19 protein-coding genes are annotated in these 22900 nt (G+C 38.8%); 10 read left to right on the top strand and 9 right to left on the bottom strand.

Translation table 11 applies throughout. The features are described 5' to 3' along the window. Nucleotides 1–68: 68 nt before the first annotated feature. Complete coding sequence (locus tag GQR56_RS03575; RefSeq protein WP_166109179.1) at nucleotides 69–1790, bottom strand: hypothetical protein; 1722 nt, start codon at nucleotides 1788–1790, stop codon at nucleotides 69–71. Nucleotides 1791–2006: 216 nt separating this feature from the next. Continuing rightward, a complete protein-coding gene (locus GQR56_RS03570) occupies nucleotides 2007–2687 on the bottom strand; it encodes an HAD family hydrolase (RefSeq protein ID WP_166109178.1) in 681 nt (226 codons plus the stop codon). Between the two features lie 414 nt (nucleotides 2688–3101). Between GQR56_RS03570 and GQR56_RS03565 the strand changes: the two genes are divergently transcribed. Both GQR56_RS03565 and GQR56_RS03560 read left to right on the top strand, forming a co-directional pair. Then, entirely contained in the window at nucleotides 3102–4628 is a 1527-nt protein-coding gene (locus tag GQR56_RS03565; protein WP_166109177.1) for a catalase, read from the top strand. 105 nt (nucleotides 4629–4733) lie between these two features. Continuing rightward, a complete protein-coding gene (locus GQR56_RS03560; protein ID WP_024610852.1) occupies nucleotides 4734–5258 on the top strand; it encodes an ankyrin repeat domain-containing protein in 525 nt (174 codons plus the stop codon). A 100-nt stretch (nucleotides 5259–5358) separates the two neighbouring features. Here the strand turns inward: GQR56_RS03560 and GQR56_RS03555 are convergent, their stop codons facing one another. Next, nucleotides 5359–7407, bottom strand: a complete 2049-nt coding sequence (locus GQR56_RS03555) for a TonB-dependent receptor (RefSeq protein WP_166109176.1) — start codon at nucleotides 7405–7407, stop codon at nucleotides 5359–5361. A gap of 674 nt (nucleotides 7408–8081) precedes the next feature. Between GQR56_RS03555 and GQR56_RS03550 the strand changes: the two genes are divergently transcribed. Beyond that, nucleotides 8082–9638, top strand: coding sequence for a PepSY-associated TM helix domain-containing protein (locus GQR56_RS03550; RefSeq protein ID WP_166109175.1), 1557 nt, complete (start codon nucleotides 8082–8084; stop codon nucleotides 9636–9638). A gap of 106 nt (nucleotides 9639–9744) precedes the next feature. On the opposite strand, the gene yddG is transcribed toward GQR56_RS03550, so the two are convergent. Then, nucleotides 9745–10653 carry an aromatic amino acid DMT transporter YddG gene (gene yddG / locus GQR56_RS03545; RefSeq protein WP_166109174.1) on the bottom strand — a complete coding sequence of 303 codons (909 nt, stop codon included), beginning with the start codon at nucleotides 10651–10653 and terminating at the stop codon, nucleotides 9745–9747. 178 nt (nucleotides 10654–10831) lie between these two features. Here yddG and GQR56_RS03540 point away from each other — a divergent pair, with 178 nt between their 5' ends. From GQR56_RS03540 to GQR56_RS03510, 7 genes are all read left to right on the top strand, one after another. After that, on the top strand, nucleotides 10832–11485 hold the full coding sequence (locus tag GQR56_RS03540; RefSeq protein WP_004334664.1) for a TetR/AcrR family transcriptional regulator: 654 nt from the start codon (nucleotides 10832–10834) through the stop codon (nucleotides 11483–11485). Between the two features lie 3 nt (nucleotides 11486–11488). Then, complete coding sequence (locus tag GQR56_RS03535; RefSeq protein ID WP_166109173.1) at nucleotides 11489–11971, top strand: putative 4-hydroxy-4-methyl-2-oxoglutarate aldolase; 483 nt, start codon at nucleotides 11489–11491, stop codon at nucleotides 11969–11971. A gap of 465 nt (nucleotides 11972–12436) precedes the next feature. Further along, nucleotides 12437–13639, top strand: a complete 1203-nt coding sequence (locus GQR56_RS03530; RefSeq protein WP_166109172.1) for an amidase family protein — start codon at nucleotides 12437–12439, stop codon at nucleotides 13637–13639. Further along, nucleotides 13636–15237 (top strand): gamma-glutamyltransferase, encoded by a 1602-nt coding sequence (locus GQR56_RS03525; RefSeq protein ID WP_166109171.1) that lies wholly within the window; start codon nucleotides 13636–13638, stop codon nucleotides 15235–15237. Before GQR56_RS03530 ends, GQR56_RS03525 begins: the two co-directional genes overlap by 4 nt. Beyond that, nucleotides 15225–16049, top strand: coding sequence for a sulfite exporter TauE/SafE family protein (locus tag GQR56_RS03520; RefSeq protein WP_166109170.1), 825 nt, complete (start codon nucleotides 15225–15227; stop codon nucleotides 16047–16049). The genes GQR56_RS03525 and GQR56_RS03520 overlap by 13 nt, the downstream gene beginning before the upstream one ends. A gap of 2 nt (nucleotides 16050–16051) precedes the next feature. After that, the gene (locus tag GQR56_RS03515; RefSeq protein ID WP_121954396.1) at nucleotides 16052–17281 is read left to right on the top strand and encodes an alanine--glyoxylate aminotransferase family protein; all 1230 of its coding nucleotides are present in this window, start codon (nucleotides 16052–16054) and stop codon (nucleotides 17279–17281) included. Nucleotides 17282–17295: 14 nt separating this feature from the next. Continuing rightward, nucleotides 17296–18579 (top strand): allantoate amidohydrolase, encoded by a 1284-nt coding sequence (locus tag GQR56_RS03510; protein WP_166109169.1) that lies wholly within the window; start codon nucleotides 17296–17298, stop codon nucleotides 18577–18579. A gap of 96 nt (nucleotides 18580–18675) precedes the next feature. Here the strand turns inward: GQR56_RS03510 and GQR56_RS03505 are convergent, their stop codons facing one another. The 5 genes from GQR56_RS03505 to GQR56_RS03485 all read right to left on the bottom strand — a co-directional run bounded on the left by GQR56_RS03505 (nucleotide 18676) and on the right by GQR56_RS03485 (nucleotide 22673). Next, nucleotides 18676–18987, bottom strand: coding sequence for a hypothetical protein (locus GQR56_RS03505; protein ID WP_024609679.1), 312 nt, complete (start codon nucleotides 18985–18987; stop codon nucleotides 18676–18678). Between the two features lie 105 nt (nucleotides 18988–19092). Beyond that, nucleotides 19093–19587 (bottom strand): hypothetical protein, encoded by a 495-nt coding sequence (locus GQR56_RS03500; RefSeq protein WP_166109168.1) that lies wholly within the window; start codon nucleotides 19585–19587, stop codon nucleotides 19093–19095. A gap of 137 nt (nucleotides 19588–19724) precedes the next feature. After that, nucleotides 19725–20027: a hypothetical protein gene (locus tag GQR56_RS03495; protein WP_024609678.1), complete on the bottom strand. Its 303-nt coding sequence runs from the start codon at nucleotides 20025–20027 to the stop codon at nucleotides 19725–19727. 104 nt (nucleotides 20028–20131) lie between these two features. Then, complete coding sequence (locus GQR56_RS03490; RefSeq protein ID WP_024609677.1) at nucleotides 20132–20536, bottom strand: hypothetical protein; 405 nt, start codon at nucleotides 20534–20536, stop codon at nucleotides 20132–20134. Between the two features lie 397 nt (nucleotides 20537–20933). Beyond that, nucleotides 20934–22673, bottom strand: a complete 1740-nt coding sequence (locus GQR56_RS03485) for a hypothetical protein (RefSeq protein WP_166109167.1) — start codon at nucleotides 22671–22673, stop codon at nucleotides 20934–20936. Nucleotides 22674–22900 lie beyond the last annotated feature (227 nt).

Below are 22900 nucleotides of genomic sequence, written 5' to 3'. Positions count from 1 at the left end.
AGTGCGGCCTTACTCAAACAAAAAATAAAATATAAATTATGATACGAAACTAATATCTCAAACTGTATTTACGATACTGTATTCAATACTTTATGGCGTTTCAACGACCAGTAAGCAGTTACAAAGTAAATTACAGTACAGATAAAACAGATTATTTCGAATTGCGATTTGTTCGCACCATACATGCTCATTGTGTCGCTAAAGAACATGACTTGGCTGGCAAATACAAAAATAACAATTAACGAAATAGTAGAAATAGCATTAAGCACCTTACTAAACATAGAGCTATCTATTACCGGTTTTGGTAAATCTTTAGCTTCTGTTGCTTGGTACTCTTTAATTGCTTTTAACTCTTGCTCGTCGGCAGCAATTTCACTCGTATAGTCTTCACCTGCACCGTATTTTTTAGCAAGTAAAGTGTAAATAACGATTGTGAAAATCCACGTAGGAATAAACAAGTAGTAAAATGACATTACATCAATGGCGTTTAAACCAAAGCCAAACACAAGCGCTAACGCCCAAGATGCTATAGCCGGTACGCTGCGGGTAATGTTTTTATATTTAGCCCAGTAACGTGTTAAACCAATTTTAGGAAACAATACGTGCTCAGCAAACACAATGCCGCCTACTGGTACAACTAATAAGCCTGCGTATGTTAGTAGCGGTAGCATTTGTGAAAATACAAATGGGAAACACGCAATAATCACCGTAACAACACCCACTATAGCGGTTGTACGTTCACGTGATTGATTTACAAATATAGATTGTGCTGCAAGACCAGCGCGGTAAAGGTTTGCGTTAGCTGTAGTCCAGCCAGCAATTATTACAATAACAAATCCAGTCCAGCCTAATGCATGGTATGCAACATCACCCGGATCAAGCGATGAAATAGTTGTTTTAAGTAATACAGCAACACCTGCGCCCATAATACCGGCAGAGATCCACGCTAAGTAATGACCAAAAAACATGCCCACACCAGAGAACAAACCATAGCTTTTACGTTTAGCAAATCTAAAAATAGCCATGTCAATTAAACCAAAGTGAGTGATTGAGTTAGCAGCCCATGCAAAACCAATTACTTCTAGTAAGCCAATACCTTTTTCGCCATCGGCATTTGTACCGGTCCATATGGAGGAGTCTCCTATGGTCATAAAGTCACTAAAGCTACTTAAAGATGTTGAGCCTAAAACATGGTTAGAAAGTTCTGGGAATAATGCGAACGACCCGGCAATAAATATAACAAATAACCACGGTGCACAAAGCTTTGAAAAGTCAGCAACCGTCGAAAAACCATACATCGCAACAAACACAACAATAGAGCCTACCGCTAAAACAATAGCCACAAACCAAAAGCTATTAGGGTACCAATCAAGTTGAGCAGGTATATCAAACAAAAACCGCACGGCCGTGGAGGATACCGTGATCATGGCGGCCGATATAACACTAAAAATAACCACATTAGCCCAGTTATAGAGCTTGGTCATTGAGTTACCAGCAATTTTGTTTAAGTAATTATATAAACTTAAGCGTGTTTCTACTGCTATAGGAGCCGTAATAAGCCACCAAGAACACATCGCTAAAAGGTTACCTATTAGTAAACCAAGTAGAATGTCGATGGTTGAAGCACCTAATGCAACAAACGTTGCACCAATAACAAATTCAGTAGCCGCAACATGCTCGCCAGCATATAGCCCAGCAAAATGTTTCCAACCGTGTAATCGGTTATTAGCAACGGGAAGCTGCTCTTCGTTTACATCTTTAAATGATTGTGTGTGTGGACTCGTTGCCATGGTATTTCCTATTGTTAACAGCAAAGTATTTAATACCTAAATACAGCGCCTTTTATAATTTAGTTATAAACGCGTAATTCCTTAATTTGTTTTGTTATTGTTAAAGCAATAACTAACAACGCTTATATTTTGCTACTTATGAACCAGTCAGTGTATGGCTACAAATAACAATTTTAAATGACTGTAAATTTACAGTGTTCTTTATTTCATCAATATTTAAAAATCACTACTTTTAAGCATAGGGTAAGTATTAAAAAACTGTTTCCAATGCGTTAAATGAGCAACATTTGGGTAGGCTTTATGTACATGATTAATTGCCTCTTGCATATGTTGCCCTCCGCTGTAATGCAGCACTTGCATATTTGCATCTATTGCTGCACTTACACCGGCTTTACTGTCTTCAATCACTAAACAATGTTTAGGTTTTACACTCATTTGCTTAGCTGCATGTAAAAATAAATCAGGCGCTGGTTTACCGCGCTTTACTTCACTGCTCGTAAATACTGTATTACTAAAGTATTTACTTAAACTTACTACGCTCAACGCCTTGGCGGTGCGTGCTGGGCTGCTGCTTGTAGCAATACAAATAGGCACAGCTAAATTCTTTAGTACATCGCTTATACCATCGGTTGTGGTTAGCGATGTTTCAAATTCGTTTAAAAGAGCTTCTCGGTAATCACCTTCAAAACTCTCTGGGAGAGTGACATTAAATGCGTTAGCTATTTTTTGGCTTACTGTTTTAAAGTTACACCCTAAAAAATGTTGCTGTACATAAGCACGATCAATATCAACGCCCTTTTCAACAAGCATATTAATTAATACTTGAGCACTCAAAATTTCGCTGTCTATTACAACACCATCACAATCAAATATTACAAGCTCAATTTTAGTGTTCATTTTGCCACCTTATAAATAATAATTAGTTTAACGACTAGTATAACCAGTTTAGTAAAACTATTTTGGTGCAACCCTCAATGATGAGCATAAGCCCAGCGATTGAGCATATTCCCTTTATTGAATTGATATGTCAACACGTTGTAAGTATAAAACGCACCAGCTTGGTGAAAATACACGCAATTAAAATTAAAAACCTCTGTATTTAATCAATTTTATTAATATGCATATCGACTAAGGTCGTAGTACCAAAATTGGTGTTAACTCTAAACATACACCTGTTAAATTATTTCATCTGTTTTTCAAATCAGACCAATCTAATTAATCAGTTTTACCGAAGTTAAAAAAATGAATACTATCGTTAACAGATTAACAGCCAGCACCACTGCCGGCACTTTTAAATAGATGAGGTCGACAATGAATACTCAAATAAACAAAACAAAATTAACACTAAGTGCACTAGCACTTGCAATGGCATTACCGGCAAGCGCAGCGACTACGTTAACTAAAGACAACGGCGCAGCTGTTGGCGACAACCAAAATTCAATTACGGCTGGCGAACGTGGCAGCGTATTACTAGAAGACGTACAACTAATTCAAAAACTACAACGCTTTGCACGTGAGCGTATTCCTGAGCGTGTTGTGCATGCTCGTGGTACTGGCGCACACGGTGTGTTTGTAGCATCAAAAGAGCTAGACGATTTAACAATTGCAGCACCGTTTGCACAAGCAGGTAAAGAAACTGACGTATTTGTTCGCTTTTCATCAGTAATTCACTCTAAAGGTAGCCCAGAAACACTGCGCGACCCGCGTGGCTTTGCAACTAAGTTTTACACAGACCAAGGTAACTGGGATTTAGTAGGTAATAACTTACCTGTGTTCTTTATTCGTGATGCAATCAAATTTCCAGATATGGTCCACTCTTTAAAACCATCTCCGGTAGATAACATTCAAGATCCTAACCGTGTATTTGACTTTTTCTCGCATGAACCAGGTTCTACACAAATGCTAACGTGGGTTTACAGCGACTACGGTACACCAGCAAGTCTTCGTAAAATGGACGGTTGGGGTGTACATGCATACAAAATGATTAATAAATCGGGCGATGTTAAATACGTTAAGTTTCATTGGGTAAGCCAGCAAGGCATTGATAACCTTGACTCAAAAGAAGTGGCAAAAGTACAAAGCCAAAACTTTCAGCATTTAACACAAGATTTATACACTGAAATAAACAGAGGCAATTTCCCTAAATGGGATCTGTACATTAAAACGCTTGATCCATCGCAACTTGATGACTTTGATTACAACCCGTTAGATGCAACAAAAATGTGGTTAGATATTAAAGAAACTAAAGTAGGAACAATGACGTTAAACCGTATGCCAACTAACTTCTTCCAATCTACGGAACAAGTAGCAATGGCACCAGCAAACATTATTCCTGGTATTGAGCCTTCAGAAGACCGTTTATTACAAGGTCGTATGTTTTCTTACGCTGATACACAAATGTACCGCCTAGGTGCTAACCACCAGCAATTGCCAATTAACCGTGCAAAAGTTGAAGTGGTTAATTACAACCAAGACGGCGCAATGAACTACGGTAACACAACAAGCAATGTGAACTACCAGCCAAGCCAAGAAAACGTAGCTGAAAACCCAATTGCACGCAGAAGTAATACAGAGCTTAAAGGATTTGTACAACAAGCAGCAATTAAAAAGCAGCAAAACTTTGCTCAAGCAGGTGTTTTATACCGTGGCTTTAGCAAACAAGAACGTACAAACCTAATAAATAACCTAGCGGGTGATTTAGGTAAAGTGCAAAACAGTAATGTTAAACACAAAATGCTTAGCCACTTTTACAAAGCAGATACTGAGTACGGTACACGCTTAACAAAAGCTGTAAAAGGCGACATTAAAGTAGTTAAACAGCTTGCAGCTAAATTGTAAGTAGCTAGTTGAAAACAATAGTTCCAACTAAACAAACGGCTACATAAGCAACCACAACCATGAGGAAGAGAGTAAATCTCTTCCTCTTTTTTAAAGGTCATTTTTATGCGTAACTTATTAATTATATTTACCCTACTATTAAGTTTTGGCAATAGCGCTTATGCTCAATCAACTGCTACTACACAAAATACGAATACTCAAACCTCAAGTGAACAAACACAAGATCAGGTAAAAGAGCAATACCAAAGCTTATTTGCTTATTACTTTGCTGCAGCACGTACTAACGATACCGATGTAATAGAGCAATTTGTAGATGCTGGTATTCCTATCGACAGCTACAACAATAAAGGCTACACCGCGTTAATGATTGCTACTTACCATGGTAATAAAAAGTCGGTTAACACACTTTTACACTTAGGTGCTAATGCCTGTTTAGAAGATAACCGAGGTAACACAGCGCTTATGGCTGCTATTTTTAGAGGTGAATTTAGTATAGCTAAAACACTTGTATCACTTGATTGCGATAACGCGCATCAAAACAAAGCAGGTCAAACAGCCGAGCAATTTGCACAAACCTTTGGTCAACAAAAAGTTATTGAATTATTAGCACAGGTAAATAATGCAAAATAAACTGCACGCAACAAAAAGCCCTAAAATAATAGGGCTACTTTATTTATTAAAATTTACTGCTTAATTTTAATAGTCTGTCTTACTACTTAATTAATACATGTTAAAAACGATACGTTACTGAAGCACCTAACGTTTGAGGATTCACTACCGCAACATAACCCGTTGGGTAACGACCACTTGCAGGCTCAACTGACGTAAATGCTTCTTCATCTAATGCATTATTAATAAAAGCACTCACCAACCAATGATCGCTGTTATAGCTTATTGTTGCACGCGTAATTGTATAACCTCCGGCAACACGCTCTTCTGTATTAGTTAAATCGCCATAGTAATCGTCTACATAATTAGCGCTCACATTTAACTTTAAGCTATCAGTAAACCAATGCGATAAACCTAAACTTGCAGTTAGCTCTGGTGCTGAGTTTAATTCGTTACCCACTGCATCTGAATAAGTCGCTGATTCATCTATTTTAGTTTTTAATAAACCTAGCCCTGCATGTAACTGCCATTGCTCACCTAGCATGCTATATGCTTCAAGTTCTAAGCCATAGCTATGCGCATCGTCAATATTAGTGATTTTTCGACTTGAGCTTAAGGCTTGATAACCATTAAAGTTATTGTAAAAAATATTAGCACTAATATTTAAATCACCATTATTTAGTACGCTACGCGAGCCTACTTCATAGGTATTTACTGATTCTTGCTCGTAGTAATAGTATTCTTGTGCAGCAAAATCTAAGGCACCACCACCAGCGTTATAACCACGACGAGCACTTGCCGATAAGGTAGTGTTATTAGTTACTTTATATTGAACAGCTACCGTAGGTAGTTTTATCGTATTAGAATTATCTAATTGCTCAACTAATCTGCTGCCACCAAAAGCCATATCAAAATTACGAAGTTGTTCTTCACGCTCAACTCGCAGCCCCGCTGTTAACGTAAGCTCATTTGTTAACTCAAAGCTTGTTTCGCCATAAATTGCTTTAGAGTCACTACTATCGTCACCAAAATAATTGGTTGCACCAACGCTTTTAAAGTCTTGTTCACGGTCAAAATAAGCAATACCTACAAAGCCCGAATAAAAATCACTATTTAAGCCAAAGTTTAACTTACTATCAATTGTGATATTTTTTTCATCCATAAAAATATCAGACTCAGCACTGGCAAGTGCCTCATATGCTTCGAAGCCCCAATCATAATCCATATATGCGAGTAATATATCGAACGAAAAGTTATCATTTATTTTATAGTCAATATTTACCTGAGTCGTGTCTGACTGGGTATCCATATCGCGCTGAAATAAAGGTACATAGTCAAATGGCTCATCGCCTTCAAAATACTTACGACCTGTATTACCCTCTTCACTGTAGGTAGAGTAAGTTAGCTGTACAGCTAAATCTGTTGTTGGGGTATACAGTAATTTTGCACGCGTACTACTGGTATTAAGCTGATTTAAGTTTTTATCTGTTGGATTGGTTTCATGTATCGTTGGGTTGCTAAAGGTTTCACCATTTACATATTGAGTAGATAAACGAAATGCTAGTACATCCTCAATTAAAGCCCCTGAAACAACCGCGGCTGTATCAAGATAACTATCTTGATTTCTATACCCAACGCGTACAGCACCTTCAAAATCTTGTGTTGGTGCTTTGGTTGTCATATAAACTGCACCACCAATGCTATTACGACCATTGCTAGTTGACTGCGGTCCACGGTATACCGCTATTTGATCTATATCCCACAAACCTGTATCACCGGTTAAATCAGCTACAAACGGCTGACTTACACCATCAACAAGCGTTGATACTCTTGCTTTAGAGCCACCACTAAATGAGTTAAAACCTGTTGCACCACCATTACCCGACACACCGCGCATGTCTGGCACGGCTCCAGTAAGTACCACTACATTTGCCATTTCTGCCAAAGCTTCTGAAACAGAACCTAGTTGTCCATTTTCTAATAGTGACTTATCTACCACTGCAACCGATGTAATCGTATCTTTGAGTGACCTTTCGATTTTTTCGCCTGTTACAATAATTGTATCTATTGATTCGCGACTTGTTTCATCAGCAAATGCATTGCTTTGAGCCAACAATAAAGAGCTTGTAATCAGTAGTGAAAGTTTATTAAGCTTAAATGAAGCTACCACAGTTATTTCCTTTTATGGATAGTTGTTTTATTTTTCGAAAAAATAGCATAAACACACGCTTGTTGCAATTGAGTTTAGTTATCATTTAGAATAGTAACATCATTAACAAGTGTTTTAATTTATGTTGCAACTTACCCTTTCTCTTATTTTATTTACTGCTATATCCCTGTTTTATCTTAGTAACCGCCACCAACGACTTCTAAGCAAACCCATTAACAAAAGCTGGCGCAAGCTCGCATTTATCCTTTTTGTTATTGCAATACCATTAGCCTTATATGTTTTTTCTAATGCGGCAGCCGTATTTTTTATCATTTTAATGATAATGCTCGCTTTAATAATAATTCCGCTCGTAAGCCTTATTAAACACAAGGAAGTAAAATAATGTCATCTGCACAAAGGCAAAAAATAAAACCAACTTGGCTTGGTAAAAGTTTGGCTGGTTGTTTTTTAGGGCTAGCGCTAGCGTTTATTCTCGTTGCTTTTTTTGCATGGTACGGAGCGGGAGGCATAGATGCGCCCGACAAAGTGCAATTTAATATGTGGATAATACCCATTTTATGGTTAACTATTTTTAGCTTCACCTACCTGTTTAGTTCAGCAAAAAATGCTTGGCTGACACTTGGGGGCTTAAATATAACGCTATATAGTCTATTTATAATTTTAAGGAATTGGCTATGAGAGTAAGAGCCGATATTTTGCGTACCTACCAAGGCGTGCATACATGGACAGGAATAATTGCAGGTTTAGTACTTTTTATAGGTTTTTATGCTGGTAGTTTAACCATGTTTAAACACGAATTAGCACAGTGGGCAAACCCCGCCAGTGCACCAGTGACTAAACCACACACTAACAATCACCAAATATTAGTTGATCAAGCAATAACTAAGTACCCTGAGCAAATGGGTAATGGTTTTTCTCTCGATTTATTAACAAATCAAGCGCCACTATCTTGGTATAGCCAAGGTAAAGAGCGCGGGATGAAACTTGATAATCAATTACAGGTACTCTATCTAAACCAGCAAAATGATCTTGTAATACAGCAACAAAGTGAGAATAAACTTGCAGATTTAATAGATTACTTACATCGAACCGCAGGGTTTGCAGGCGAAATTGGGCACGACCAATCAGGCGTATATATACTCGGTATAGCATCTGCGCTGTACTTTTTAGCATTGGTGTCTGGCGTAATTATTTTACTACCTACGCTTGTAAAAACCTTTTTTGCGATTCGAAAAGAAAAAGGCGCCAGTCGCTTTTGGCTCGATAGTCATAATTTAGTTGGGATCGCCAGCTTGCCTTTTCATTTAATTATAGCGTTTACTGTGGTGGTATTTGCATTTCATGATCTGGTTTATGATGGTCTATCAGCATTTTATGACGATAAATCCTTTTTTCAACGACCTGCCCCAGCAGCACATAATTATCATATTGCAAACTTACCAAGCATAAATAAGCAGCTCCTAGCGGCAAAAAACTACGCCCCAGGTTATGAGCCAGTTCACATTACATTTAGTCGTTTAAATACAAACAGTCCGACAGCAACATTAAAAATGAGTAATAGCAGCGCTGTCGTTCGCGGACCTGATACCGACTACTTATTCTTACACCCCTATACATTAGAAGTACTTAACTCAAGCTATCCGCAAGGAGATGATGGTGTTTGGGGTAATATAGTAGGAAGTTTCTTTTCACTTCACTTTGGTACTTATGGAGGTGAATGGGGACGTTGGGGGTATTTTGTTATGGGGCTACTTGGCGCATTCTTATTTTACTCTGGTAACTTATTATGGCTAGACAAGCGCTTTAAACAAGATGCCAACAAACGAAGTACACGATTTATGGCAAATTTAACAATTGGTGTTTGCTTAGGGTCAATGATTGCAGTGGTTGCCACTTTATTACAAGCTAAATGGACTAACCAATATATGGGTAACGCAAATTACAGCTATCTCTATAGTTACTATTTGGTATTTTTTGCCTTTGTTGCTTATACCTTTTTTAAAGGAACTCACCACGCTAGCTATTGGGGCCTAATCGGCATTGCATTTTTATCTGCTGGAATGGGGGTTTCAACACTTATACAGGCTTTATTAGCTGATGATTTTTTAAAATATTATCAAAGCGGTTTTGTTGATATTAGCGCTGCAGTATTTGCATTAATATTTTATTATTGTGCAAAAAAAGTTAGAAATAAATCAGTAAGCTATGCAGTTATACCGGCAAAATTATAAAGAAAAACTTAATGAGGCGTATTGCACGCCTCATTAAAAGTATAAATTTAGATTTAAAATATAAACTATTAAATATCAGCACCTTAAAAGAGTTAACTAAAATAGATTAGTTTACTGTGCGTTTAGGCTTTTCTCGCGTTACAAAGTAGCAAATTAGCGAGCCCACTGTTACCAGTACTACCCCTTGCCAAAACGAAGCGCTCAGTGAAATAGATAAATACAACGCCGAAATAATAGTAGAGAACACCGGTGTAAAGTACGAAAGCGTACCCAACAGCATTAAGTTACCGCCAATAATAGCTTGATTCCACAGTGCATAACCGCTCCCCACGACTACACCAGCTAATAATAACGTCATGCTTGAGCTGAGTGAAAACGTTAATGGCGCCTCATTACTAAAACCATATTGCCCCCACAAACTCATTGCTGTAACAGTAAAAAACAACGTAATCGCATTTTTACCATTACTTAACTTTTGCATTACTACGCAATAAACAGCCCATATAAACGCCGCTGCTAATGCCATTAAATAAGTAGCTGGATTATCAGCAAAGTTAGTCGTTAGTGTATCCAACGACATTTCTTGATCGCCGGTAATACACCAAGCAACCCCTAAAAAGGCAACAAACATACTCGGATAAACCCATAGACTTACTTTTTTGCGCCCTACCATAATGGTTAATAAAATAGTGAGAGTGGGCCATAAATAGTTTATTACCGCCATTTCCATGGCCTGATGCCTATTATTAGCCATACCAATAGAGAGCGCCAAGCACACCTCATAAAATACAAATAATAAAGTACCTATTACTAAATAGCGTTTAGAAAACCCTTTTAACTTAGGTAGCCCCATAACAAGTATTAAAAACACAGCACTTACTGTGTACATAGCTGCTGCGCCACCAATAGGACTAAACAACTCAGACACATCCCTAAGTAACGCAACTAAGCAGCTCCATAGTAATATTGCAGCTACGCCATAAAGCGTGTATTTATTTTTGCTTAAAAAACCCATATCAAACCTAAAGTACTACTTATAAATTTGCAGCTAAACTAACAGCAATTATTTAATTAAACAATTAAAGTTAATAGCTTAACTCTCACATTTCTTTTAATAATCACCCTTTTTAGTAATTGACCTTTTGGTCAGTAAAGCTACAATCAATCAATACGTTAAACACGCAAACTCTATAATGACCACACAAATAAAGCCAAATAAAAAAGAAGTTACACGCGAGAAAAACCAAAAATTAATTTTAGATGCCGCCGAGCAATTGTTTTCGCAATTAGGTTACGACGGAGCAAGTATGAGCATGGTTGCTAAAGAAGCGCAGGTGCCAAAAGCTAATATTTTGTATTACTTTAAAAGTAAAGATGGTCTGTACGAGTCTGTGATCGACCGCATAATAGCTAATTGGAACTTGGGCCTCGATAACGTCACAATTAACGACGATCCAGCTACCGTGCTTTATAACTATATTAAAAGCAAAGTAATACTCGCCGTAAATCAGCCAATGCAATCTCGCTTATTTGCCAGTGAAATACTGCGCGGTGCACCTTATTTACAAAACTACTTTAGAACCAATACCCGCCCTTGGGTTAAACAAAAGGTTGATGTACTTCAAGCATGGATGGACGCAGATAAAATGGATAAAGTTGATCCCTACCATTTGCTCTTTACTATTTGGTCTACCACCCAATATTACGCCGACTTTCAGGCTGAGGTTTTACTCGTAATGAACAAATTAGAGTACGACGAAACCGATGTGGCACAGATTACGCAATCAATTGCCCACATAATTTTAAAAGGTATTGGTCTTAAAATACCTGAGCAAAGTGAGACTTAACCCATGACATCCTTTACTACACCCGATTTATTTGACGATCATCGCGATAACGTACAAGTAGCAGACAGCGGCCTTTACCACTTTGGTAAAAAAACCACATTTTATGGCAAAGTAGTTACCGTTACCTGCCCAGAAGACAACTCTTTTGCCGCCGATATATTGCATGAAAATGGTGAAGGTAAAGTATTAGTTATAAACGGGTTTGCGAGCAAACGCTTTGCGTTTATAGGCGATATTATGGCTGAGCGTGCCTTAAGTAATGGCTGGGAAGGCGTAATAATAAATGGCTGTTGCCGAGATATAGAAATACTCGCCACGATGAACTTACCTGTAATGGCGCTAGGCTCTACACCGCGTAGTACCTTAAAGCGCGGCTTTGGTGATAAAAACCAAGTTATTACCATGCTTAGCACCACCATAGAACCTAACGATTGGGTTTACGCCGATATTAACGGTTTAATCATCAGTAAAACGGCCCTTATTTAGCACTCAAAACCATATAAATAAAGACCAACTTGGTGCACCTTCGCACCAAGTTGGTTTGTTTTAACTCATTTTAGTGTCACTATTTTTATAGCCCGCATTTATAAACCTCATACAACCCACCAAAACCTGACCAATTGGACAGGATTTTAATTTATGGCATTCCTCTTGCTTAGTCTAAACACGATAAAATCAAAACTACCGATTAAAAAGCGGAGTTATACCAATTGCATTAAATTAGTGATCTATTATAACGCGAAGAAAATAGCGTAATAACAAGGAAAAAATTATGACATATAGTTGTTCTCTATGAATAATTTTTAACGAAGTAAGTGCGCTATTTAATCCGATAGAATGATCATGTTTTTAATAAAATTGGTATTCATAACAATAATAACCAGCCCGCTTTTTAATCACTCTTAACTTAATAAGTAAGTACTTGGTCAGTTTTATAATAATGAGCTGCAAATGAGTGATAAAAAAAACAACAAAAGTATATTTTGCAATCACGGTTCTACCCTGTGGCAAACAAACCACTCTGGTCTACTTGCAAACAATCGCTTAGCCGTAAAAGATGTATTTGCAGTAAAGGGCGAGCGTAACAGCGCAGGCAATCCACATTGGTTTAAAACAGCTAAACCGGCTCAAAATACGGCAAGCTCGGTTAATAAGCTCATGACCGCTGGTTGTAACTTTATAGGCTTTACCCACACAGACGAACTGGCTTATAGCTTAGAGGGTAATAATATACATTATGGCGCTGCGCAAAATCCTAAATTAAAAGGGCATGCTTGCGGTGGTTCGAGTATGGGTTCGGCAGCAGCCGTGGCTGCTAACTTAGCCGATATTGGCTTAGGTACCGACACTGGCGGCTCAATTAGAATACCCGCCAGCTATTGTGGTTTATATGGCATAAGGCCAAGCCATAACGTGATTGAAAAAGACGGCCTAATACCGTTGGCTCCCCCTTTCGATACCATAGGTTGGCTTACCCAAAGCGCCGAGCTATTAAGCAGCGTTGGCGATGTATTATTACCACAACAACCTATTAATAAAGTAAATACGCTGGTTATGTGCGAAGCACTCTTTGAACTCGTTGACCCCTCTTTACAAGCCCCACTGGGTAAGCTTTTAGAAAAAACCAAACCTTATTTTAATCATCATATCGATTTTAAGCTCCCCAAAAGCAGCCTGCTAAGTGAGCTTGCCGATACCTTTAGAATATTACAAGGTCGTGCGATTGCTAAAACGCACCGAGACTGGCTTGAACTCCCAGATCAGCTTTCTCATTTTGCGCCAGCAATTGCGGCACGTTTTAATATGGCACTGGCTTTAACCGAGCAAGAAGAACAAGAAGCATTAAAAATACAGCATGAGTGGCAAGCAATCGTGGCTAATAATTTAGATAAGCACAGCTGTTTATTTTTACCCACCACCCCCACAACCGCACCTAAATTAGGCGCCGACACAAGCGCCTTACGCATGCAAATTATTACACTTTCGGCAATTGCAGGGCTTAGTGGCTCAGCGCAAGTGCATTTACCGCTGGCTGATTTAGCAAATGATCATCCGTATGGTTTTTCATTAATGATGACCCACGGTAACGATAAAAGCCTACTTGCTTGCGTTAAGCACCTAGCTGCACACTTTAAACAGGACACACCGGCATGACCACACACAACATTGCATTTACCGCGTCTCATTTTTCGGCCACTGAGGCGGGTATAAATATACTAAAACAAGGCGGTACAGCTACCGAGGCTATGGTAGCGGCTGCCGCTGCTATTAGCGTTGTGTATCCACATATGAACTCAATTGGTGGCGACAGCTTTTGGCTTATCGATAACCCAAACCAAAAAACGCCTACCGCTATTGACGCCTGCGGTCGCGCAGCAACTAATACAACGGCGTATAACCCGCTCACGCAAATACCAGAGCGCGGCGGATTAAGCGCACTGACCCAAGCGGGTACAATACGCGGTTGGCAAAAAGCGCTTGAGCTTGATGAGCACGCAGCACTGCCACTTTCAAAAATTTTAGCGCCTGCCATTGCGCTTGCTCGCGAGGGCTTTACCGTTACAAAAAGCCTACAAGCAGGCTGCGAAAAATTAGCGGCGGTTGAAAATACCAATGACGCGTTTAAAAACCTTTACATACCCAATGGTAAGCCCTTGCAAGCGGGTCAGCATTTTAAAAACCCTAAACTTGCAGCAACATTTGAGCACTTAGCAAAACAAGGTTTAAACGCATTTTATGAAGGTGCACTTGCCAACTCATTTGCCGCTGATTTAGCCAAGGCAGGCAGCTCGATTACCACAGATGATATTGCAAGTACCCAAGCCGAAGTAGTTACCCCGCTAAATGCAAACCTAAGTGGTATTGACTGCTACAACTTACCCGCGCCAACACAGGGCGTGCATTCGCTGCAAATAATTGGTGCCGTAAATAAGTTAAAGCATTTAGCTAAAACCGATGCCGACTGGACGCACTTAATTGTTGAGGCAACTAAACAAAGCTTTACGCATCGCCCTACTCTTTGGGCTGATCCTGAAATATTAGGGGATGATTATAAAAACGCACTAACCGATGATCGCTTAAGCGAACTTGCTAACAATATTGATATGAGTAAAGCCAAAAAGTGGCCATTTAACGCAGAGCCTGGCGATACAGTGTGGATGGCTGCAAGAGATAAAAACGGGCAATTAGTAAGCTTTATTCAAAGTATTTACTGGGAATTTGGCAGCGGGATATTAATGAGCGAAGGCGGCTTTGTGTGGAATAACCGAGGTTTAAGCTTTAGTTTAAGCAATGAAGATATTGATGCGAGTAACAATATTAACGCCCTTGCCCCAAATAAAAAGCCTGCACACACACTTAACCCTGCAATGGCAAAATTTAGCGATGGTCGTCGCCTTGCCTACGGAACAATGGGCGGTGAAGGCCAACCACAAACCCAAGCCGCTGTTTTTGCAGGTTATGCATGGCGAAATAAGTCAATAAACCAAGCAATTAGCGACCCTCGGTGGTTACTTGGAAGAACATGGGGCGATACAAGTACAAATTTAAAAATTGAAGAAAGTTTAGCGTCTCATATAGAACATGAATTAAATCAACGTGACCACGATTGGGTAAGCGTTGATAATAATAACGAGATGATGGGGCACGCTGGGGCTATTTTAGATACACCTACAAGCCTTGAAGCTGCAACAGATCCTCGTTCAAATGGACGTGCAACAGTAACTACAGCAGGAACACAATGTCAGAAATAATTAACCAATGGCCAATAGTAGTGGCCTTAATAGCAACCGGTATTTTTGCTGGTATTTTAGCAGGACTATTTGGCGTAGGCGGCGGTATTGTTATCGTGCCTGTACTGTACTTCCTGCTACAAGGTTTTGGCGTAAGCCCAGAGTCGGCAATGATGATAGCAACCGCCACATCACTTGCCACTATAGTACCTACCTCGCTTTCATCTATTCGCTCGCACCATAGCAAAGGCAATATTGACCTTGCTCTAATAAAATATTGGGCACCGTTTATATTAGTTATGGCGGTTGTGGGTAGCATTATTGCTCATACCGTTCGCGGTAACGCATTAGTACTCATGTTTGCCTGTATTGCTATTTTAGTCAGTTTAAACATGTTATTTAGAGCCGGCGCACCTGCACTTGTAAAACAACTACCTGGTAAATTTGGGCAAGGCATTATGGCAAGTATTGTAGGCGGTTTGTCGGTCATGATTGGCATAGGTGGCGGTACTATTGGCGTACCTATGCTAAACGCATTTAACGTACGCGCACATGTTGCGGTAGGTACTGCGGCCGTTTTTGGCTTATTAATTGCGCTACCTGGCGTAATTACCTTATTAAGTATTGGCACAACGCCAATCGATGCTCCCCTAGGTACGTGGGGGTTAGTTAACCTCCCGGCCTTTTTTCTTATTATTCCGCTAACTATTTTATTTGCGCCTATTGGCGTAAAAATTGGTAGTAAGCTGGATCAAAAACAACTAAAACGCGCTTTTGCCGTTGTCTTAATGATAACCGGTATACGCATGCTTATTCAGACTCTGGGAGCCTAAACATGTTTAATAACACGCAAGTTCAAACCTTAAACCCACCACAGCGTTTATTAATGGGACCAGGTCCAATTAATGCAGATCCCCGTGTTTTACGTGCTATGTCGGCGCAGCTTATAGGTCAGTACGACCCTGTAATGACCGGCTTTATGAACGAAACCATGGCGCGCTATCGCGAAATTTTTAAAACCAAAAACGAATGGACCATGCTAATAGATGGCACATCGCGCGCAGGGATTGAAGCCGTGCTGTGCTCTATTTTGCGCCCAGGCGATAAAGTATTGGTGCCAATTATGGGGCGTTTTGGGCATTTACTGGCTGAAATAGCAGAACGCGTTGGCGCAAAGGTGCACACAATAGAAGTACCGTGGGGCGAAGTATTTACCCCCGAACAAATCGAAAAAGCCATTGTTGATGTAAAACCCCATGTACTTGCCATGGTACAAGGCGATACATCCACCACCATGAACCAACCTCTTGAGCATATTGGCGATATTTGCCAAAAGCACGATGTACTATTTTATTGCGATGCCACCGCATCTATTGTGGGTAACGAACTTCCTGCCGATGAGTGGAAACTCGATGCACTTTCTGTTGGCCTACAAAAGTGTTTAGGCGGTCCTTCTGGGTCAGCGCCATTAACACTAAGCGACAAATGCGCTGAGTGGATCCAAAAACGTAAAAAGGTAGAAGCTGGTATTCGCACAGCCGATCATATCGACGGCACAGAGCCCTTTGTGCGCTCTAACTATTTTGATTTAGGCATGATAATGAATTACTGGGGAGAGGAGCGCCTAAATCATCATACCGAAGCCACCAGCATGCTGTATTGCGCCTCAGAATGCGCCCGCATAGTAATTGAAGAAGGCGTAGATAACTGCGTAGCGCGCCACAAATTACATGGCGATGCCATGCTAACGGGCATTCAAGCACTGGGCTTAAATGTATTTGGCGATTTAACGCATAAAATGAACAACGTACTGGGTGTTTATATACCCGAGGGCATTAATGCCGATCACGTACGCGGACAAATGCTAACCGATTTTGGAATAGAAATTGGCACCTCGTTTGGACCACTTCATGGCAAAATTTGGCGTATTGGCACTATGGGCTACAACGCCCGAAAAGATACCGTACTACAAACACTTGCCAGCCTAGACGCTTGCTTGCATGCCAATGGCTACAAAGGCCCTAAAGGCGAAGCCGCCATTGCCGCCCTCGCTCACTATAAATAAAAAAAGGATTTAGCATGACGATTGTAAGCCCCCTTTTAAAGCCTTTGTTAAACAAAGAACTTGCTGATGAATACGCAACACGCGCTTTATCTCGCTGTAAAACCCTCAGCACACTATCGCAAATGCAAGGTGGCATTCACCGTGTGTACTTATCAAAAGAGCACAAAGAGTGTAACGCCGTTACTGCATCATGGATGGTTGAGGCAGGCATGCAATCGTGGCAAGACGAAGTGGGCAACCTTTGGGGGCGACTAAAATCATCAAACCCACATGCTAAACGTTTAATTATAGGATCACACCTCGACACAGTTCCAAATGCAGGTGCGTTTGATGGTATTTTAGGTGTACTACTAGGGATAGAAATTGCAGCACTTGCAAATAAGCTTAAGCTCGACCTGCCCTTTCATTTAGATGTAGTGGGCTTTTGCGATGAAGAAGGCACCCGCTTTGCCACAACTTTAATTGGCTCAAAAGCCCTCGCTAACGAATTTGACCCACAGTGGCTAAACATTGAAGACACAAACGGCATAACTATGCGCCAAGCCATGCTCGACTTTGGCTTAAACCCCAACGACTACGCAAAAACCGCACTAAATAAAAGCGAATTACTAGCTTACTGGGAAACTCATATAGAGCAAGGTCCGGTGCTCGAATCGGTTAATCAGGCGTTAGGCGTTGTAACGGCCATTGCAGGGGCAAAACGCGCCATGATCACCCTAACAGGCCAAAGCGGTCATGCAGGCACTACGCCTATGAATTTACGTCAGGATTCGTTAGCAGGCTGCGCCGAATTAGTAACCGAAATTGAAAAACTAGCAAACAATGCTAAAAATGGCGAAGTTGCAACCGTGGGGCAAATACAATCTCGCCCCGGTGCAACAAACGTGATTGCAGGTAAAACAACCATAAGCCTAGACGCACGTGCACAAAGCGACACCGATCTCGCTAATTTACTAAGCGCCATACAAAGCAGCGCTCAATCTATAGCAAGCAAACGCAATTTAACGCTTGATTGGCAATGGACGCATGCCGCCGATGCCGTTGCGTGCGACACCACTATTCAACATTTATTCACCAATGCATGCAAACTCAATAACCAAGCATCGCCTTCACTTGCCTCAGGCGCTGGGCACGATGCAATGGCAATCGCTCCTATTTGCCCCGTTGGCATGTTATTTATACGCAGCCCAGGCGGTATAAGCCATCACCCAGCAGAAGCGGTTATAGACCGCGATGTAACAAAGGCACTCAGTGTAATGTACAGCGCGCTCGTACTTTATGTAAAAGGGTTTGAGTAATTTTAAGCAAGGGAATAGCTATAAACTTTATTGATGAGGTACTTGGTTGTATGTATTTAAAATAAAGGCACTTATTTTAAATACATACATAAACAATTATATCGCTAAGCGAGCAGCTAGGCTTCTCAAAGGGTCAGCTAACATTACTAGCGCTAAACAAAACATGATTAAAAACCCGCTTTGTTTTTTTCTGTTAGGGTGTTTTTTTACCATTAAGTAAAGCGATATAATTACTGATATAAAAATTACAAACATGAACCAAAAGCCTAAAAACAGCTCAATCACATCTGCAATACCATAAGGCTCATTGGGCTCTAAATACATAGAGTTATAAAAGCAATAACGAAATAATGGCATTAATATAAACGATATAAGATTAAGCCATACTAAAATTTTAATGATTCGCATCCTGCTAACTTCTCCCTATGTAGTAATCAACTAATTACCTTGAGTACAATCAAAAATACAACCCAAAGTACAACTCACCAACTTAGTGATTAATATATTTTAGGGTCATACACAAGCCGATGAACTAAACTCTCTGTGACCTCGACCTTCCCAACAGCGCCAGCTTTGTCTTATCTCAATAAATTCCCACTCATCATTATCAGTACGATGTATTTTTATGTCGTATCGATAACCACTTACGGAGTCATCGTCGGGCACATCATCGTAAATTATAACCACATCGTAATAATCTTGGTGGCTATTTTTACTTATAGATATAACGCTATTTCTGGCTTTTTCCATAAAGAAAACATCGGATAAAATGTAATATAAATTCTCTTGGTTAATAGCACTAGGTATAGCGTTTAATCGTACATTATATTCATCACGGTTTATTAACTCTGAGCTTTCAGCAGCTATAAGCAATAGATTTTTGGGTTTGCTATTTCCTTTAAACGAATCACAAGACGTAAGTAAAAGTGATAGGTAAATCACAAAAAATACTTTTATCAAAAATCCTTTTTTATACAAAGTCATTGCTAGCTCACTATCATCATTCATTTTTAATGAACTTTAAATTGAACATAAGAGATTTTTTCAAAATAAATCATTACTACAAGCTAAATTAAGTTTGCTAGTGTGCTGATAAACGAAGCAGTCAACCGTATATGCGCATTCTTAAACAGCTTACGTTACGTTTATTGTGCGGTTCTTTGTTCAGCTAAACTTAAACGTTTATGTGAGCTGTAAACATACTGCTTTGCGTTATTTATAATTAAATATGCATCTATTTCTACAGAAATTAACGTTGAAACTGGATAGATTTCTAAAATGCCAATATCGCCAATACTGGCAGATAAAAGCGCTATTTTACGATTTGCAAAAAAACTGGCGTTTTGATCACGAATATCACCATTAACATACAGCTTTATCCCTCTAATCCATGAGTTAACAACGTTAATATCGTGCCCTTTAACTTTGAACTGAAACTCTTTTCTCATCTTAAAACTCCATTTATTGAAAACATATAACACTTTGCCAAGCACTAATGAATGGCTATAATTGCGAGTAACAAGCTAAAATCAGCGAGTAAATAATCAGCTACTTAGCCATTACGTTTTTTGCTAGCCCCTTGCCAAAGATAGAGTCTGTTTAAATACATTAAAACTAAAACAAAAGGTATAGGAAGAATTAGCAAGACAGAAATTAAAACATTAGGAGTGTCTGGTGAATTAACTAATGTAAAAACAATAGAAGACAACCCAAAAAACAAGCCCCATTTTAACCATAAAGGTTTCATTGTTTTTGCACTCTTCTCAAGGGAATTATTTAATAACTGAGCCGCTGAAAAAAAACCAAGCCCTCCTGTAACAACACTAAAAACAATACCAAAAAATCGAGTGTAGTCACCTATAAACAGCAATATTATACTAAAAATAGACCCATATATTAAAAATAAACCAGGGACAAAAAACACTAATACAAAAATTATAGTAAACAATGTCTTCATAAGCTTTCCTTAGCAATTAACGGGGTGTATTAAGCCTAAAAGTGGTTTGTCATAATTTGTGGCACTCTCTACGGCTTAGTTTAAAGTGCTTCTTATATTTTACGTTAGAGCTACGATTATAAATATTAAAACTTGAATTTAGCACAATACTAATAATGCGCAGCTCCAATAAGGTGTGATTTTTTAAGTTATCTATCCCGAAATTAATGCAGGTAAAACGATCCAAAGAGAAAAAAACCAACATCGCAATACTCAATAATGCCTCACGGTTATTTTAATTATTCAAATTCAGTTAAGTAATAATGCAATGCTCTGCCTTGATATTCCAATAAAATAAGCAATACAATAATCACAAATGGCAAAAAGAAAAGCCTGACCCTGACGAGCTACTAAAAAGTCAACACACTCTTATACTATATGAGCAGGCTAATTTTAAAGAGCTCCACCCATAACTTTGCCCTTTTGAAAATTTTACTCTCATACTTACCAAATGATCTTCATTTCTCCACGACAGGCCATTTTGAATCAAACTCGGTGTATTCCTATGAACAGTTACATTTGAAATATGCTCGTCGTGCTCAAATATCAGAGATTGATTTCTGTTATAAAACAAAACGATAACTAACGCCTCACCGAGTATTGCTTTAAGCCCTTTTACTAAATTACTTTGTGGTGCATTAACAAGTTGATAAGCAATTTTATCTGAGATGAATTCTAAAGCTTCTCGATGATCTAATTTATTATCTTTAAAATCTTTTTTTGCCTCATCAACAAGTGAGGAAAGGTGCCTCTGATCGAGATTAAAATAAGTTGAACTCATTATTTTACCAACCCCCGGATTTTTACAGATAATTTCTCCCGTATTTTTAGCCATAGCTTTAAGCGAAATAGGCTCAGTAATATATTTTCCAGACACATTAAGCAAAAGCTCTAAATCAGCGGTATCTAATCGGTTTTTTAAATAGTTTTCAGGAACTAGCTCTATTGATTCGATAGTGTGTGACCCATACTTATCGATGATAAAATTAGCTAATTTTTTAGTAGCTTGTACCACCGATAAAAGAATATCGTCTAGATCTTTATTCGGGACATTTTTCGCATATGTATTAAGCATATTAATGAAATTATTTTTATCAACTTGCCTTATAGCATCATTATCACTGAGAAACTGGAAATAAAAAATGGCTTCAGCACATTTTCCAATGGCATTGCTATCACGGGATTTAATGTCAATGAGCATCCTGTTAGAGATAGCATTTTTAAAAAGTGAAATTGAATTTCTATTCTCCGAAACTGTAGTGTCTTTATCTGAGGATTTTGCAAAGCTGGTCGCCAGCTTGATTGAACTTGTAGGGTTACTTTCAAACTTAAAGCGAAGTAGCAGTGTTATTTTATCAGAGGTAATACCAAGAGAATTCATCCCGACTTTTGATATACTGACCTTTTTGATGCTACCAATTTTAACTAAAAATTCTTCTACTCTGAGCAACTCGTCATCTCGGTATCGTGTGACTACATTGAATGAGTCAGTCATAAATAAAGTATTAAAAGCACTCTCAATTGAGCCGCTATTACTGTTGTACTCTTTTAAAAATAAAAAAAAGCATTTCTCTCTTAATTCATAAAGTAACCGCGACCGATATTTGTCTATGTTTTTTTCGAATTTTGAGTAGTTACATCGTACAATTTTCTTTAAATCACGAATCGACATTAAAGGATCAGGTTGTACACCCACAGTGGTAATAATACCTTCTAAGTAATCACGATAAACATCCTCAAAATCTTTATTAAATTCAGTTTGTAAATCTAAAGAGCCAAAGTATTTTTCAATAAAACTTTTCGCCCCTAAATTTTTAGGCTGTATGTGTTGATTATTTTTTATTTTGTATAAGTTAACTAATACAGTTTCGCCTCCAGGTTTAACTAAAGTTAAATCTGAGTGTTGATCTGGTCTTTCATATTCAAACTTGCTAATTACGGATTCAAATGTAGGCTGCTTATCAATAATATATAATGCTGTCGCGCCACTAATTGAACTTTTATCAGGCATTAATTCTCCTTGTAAATATTCATTTAATGCTTGAGCAACTTTAATTACATGCTTGTCACCAATCTGCCTTGGTTTATAAAAGTGCATAGTTTAATTTCCATTAAAGATAATATTACTACTGAAATTATGCTCAATGAGATAATATTAAGATGAATATACTCGTTATTTTCTAACTTGTTAATATTCATATCAAGGTATATTGTTATTCAGGGTTGTCATCCAGGGCAAGAGCATGAAAAAACACTATAAATTCAATACCTTTTCAAGATAAGCTGTACTGCGCATCGCTTTCTTCTGCTTTGCTGGCATACCTT

This window comes from Pseudoalteromonas sp. Z9A5, from assembly GCF_011378875.1.
GTDB lineage: Bacteria > Pseudomonadota > Gammaproteobacteria > Enterobacterales > Alteromonadaceae > Pseudoalteromonas.
This window is presented reverse-complemented; position numbering and strand designations above follow the sequence as displayed.

Coding starts and splice junctions, on each gene's coding strand:
- GQR56_RS03575 (WP_166109179.1), bottom strand. CDS start 1,790: ATGGCAACGAGTCCACACACACAATCATTTAAAGATGTAAACGAAGAG.
- GQR56_RS03570 (WP_166109178.1), bottom strand. CDS start 2,687: ATGAACACTAAAATTGAGCTTGTAATATTTGATTGTGATGGTGTTGTA.
- GQR56_RS03565 (WP_166109177.1), top strand. CDS start 3,102: ATGAATACTCAAATAAACAAAACAAAATTAACACTAAGTGCACTAGCA.
- GQR56_RS03560 (WP_024610852.1), top strand. CDS start 4,734: ATGCGTAACTTATTAATTATATTTACCCTACTATTAAGTTTTGGCAAT.
- GQR56_RS03550 (WP_166109175.1), top strand. CDS start 8,082: ATGAGAGTAAGAGCCGATATTTTGCGTACCTACCAAGGCGTGCATACA.
- yddG (WP_166109174.1), bottom strand. CDS start 10,653: ATGGGTTTTTTAAGCAAAAATAAATACACGCTTTATGGCGTAGCTGCA.
- GQR56_RS03540 (WP_004334664.1), top strand. CDS start 10,832: ATGACCACACAAATAAAGCCAAATAAAAAAGAAGTTACACGCGAGAAA.
- GQR56_RS03535 (WP_166109173.1), top strand. CDS start 11,489: ATGACATCCTTTACTACACCCGATTTATTTGACGATCATCGCGATAAC.
- GQR56_RS03530 (WP_166109172.1), top strand. CDS start 12,437: ATGAGTGATAAAAAAAACAACAAAAGTATATTTTGCAATCACGGTTCT.
- GQR56_RS03525 (WP_166109171.1), top strand. CDS start 13,636: ATGACCACACACAACATTGCATTTACCGCGTCTCATTTTTCGGCCACT.
- GQR56_RS03520 (WP_166109170.1), top strand. CDS start 15,225: ATGTCAGAAATAATTAACCAATGGCCAATAGTAGTGGCCTTAATAGCA.
- GQR56_RS03515 (WP_121954396.1), top strand. CDS start 16,052: ATGTTTAATAACACGCAAGTTCAAACCTTAAACCCACCACAGCGTTTA.
- GQR56_RS03510 (WP_166109169.1), top strand. CDS start 17,296: ATGACGATTGTAAGCCCCCTTTTAAAGCCTTTGTTAAACAAAGAACTT.
- GQR56_RS03505 (WP_024609679.1), bottom strand. CDS start 18,987: ATGCGAATCATTAAAATTTTAGTATGGCTTAATCTTATATCGTTTATA.
- GQR56_RS03500 (WP_166109168.1), bottom strand. CDS start 19,587: ATGAATGATGATAGTGAGCTAGCAATGACTTTGTATAAAAAAGGATTT.
- GQR56_RS03495 (WP_024609678.1), bottom strand. CDS start 20,027: ATGAGAAAAGAGTTTCAGTTCAAAGTTAAAGGGCACGATATTAACGTT.
- GQR56_RS03490 (WP_024609677.1), bottom strand. CDS start 20,536: ATGAAGACATTGTTTACTATAATTTTTGTATTAGTGTTTTTTGTCCCT.
- GQR56_RS03485 (WP_166109167.1), bottom strand. CDS start 22,673: ATGCACTTTTATAAACCAAGGCAGATTGGTGACAAGCATGTAATTAAA.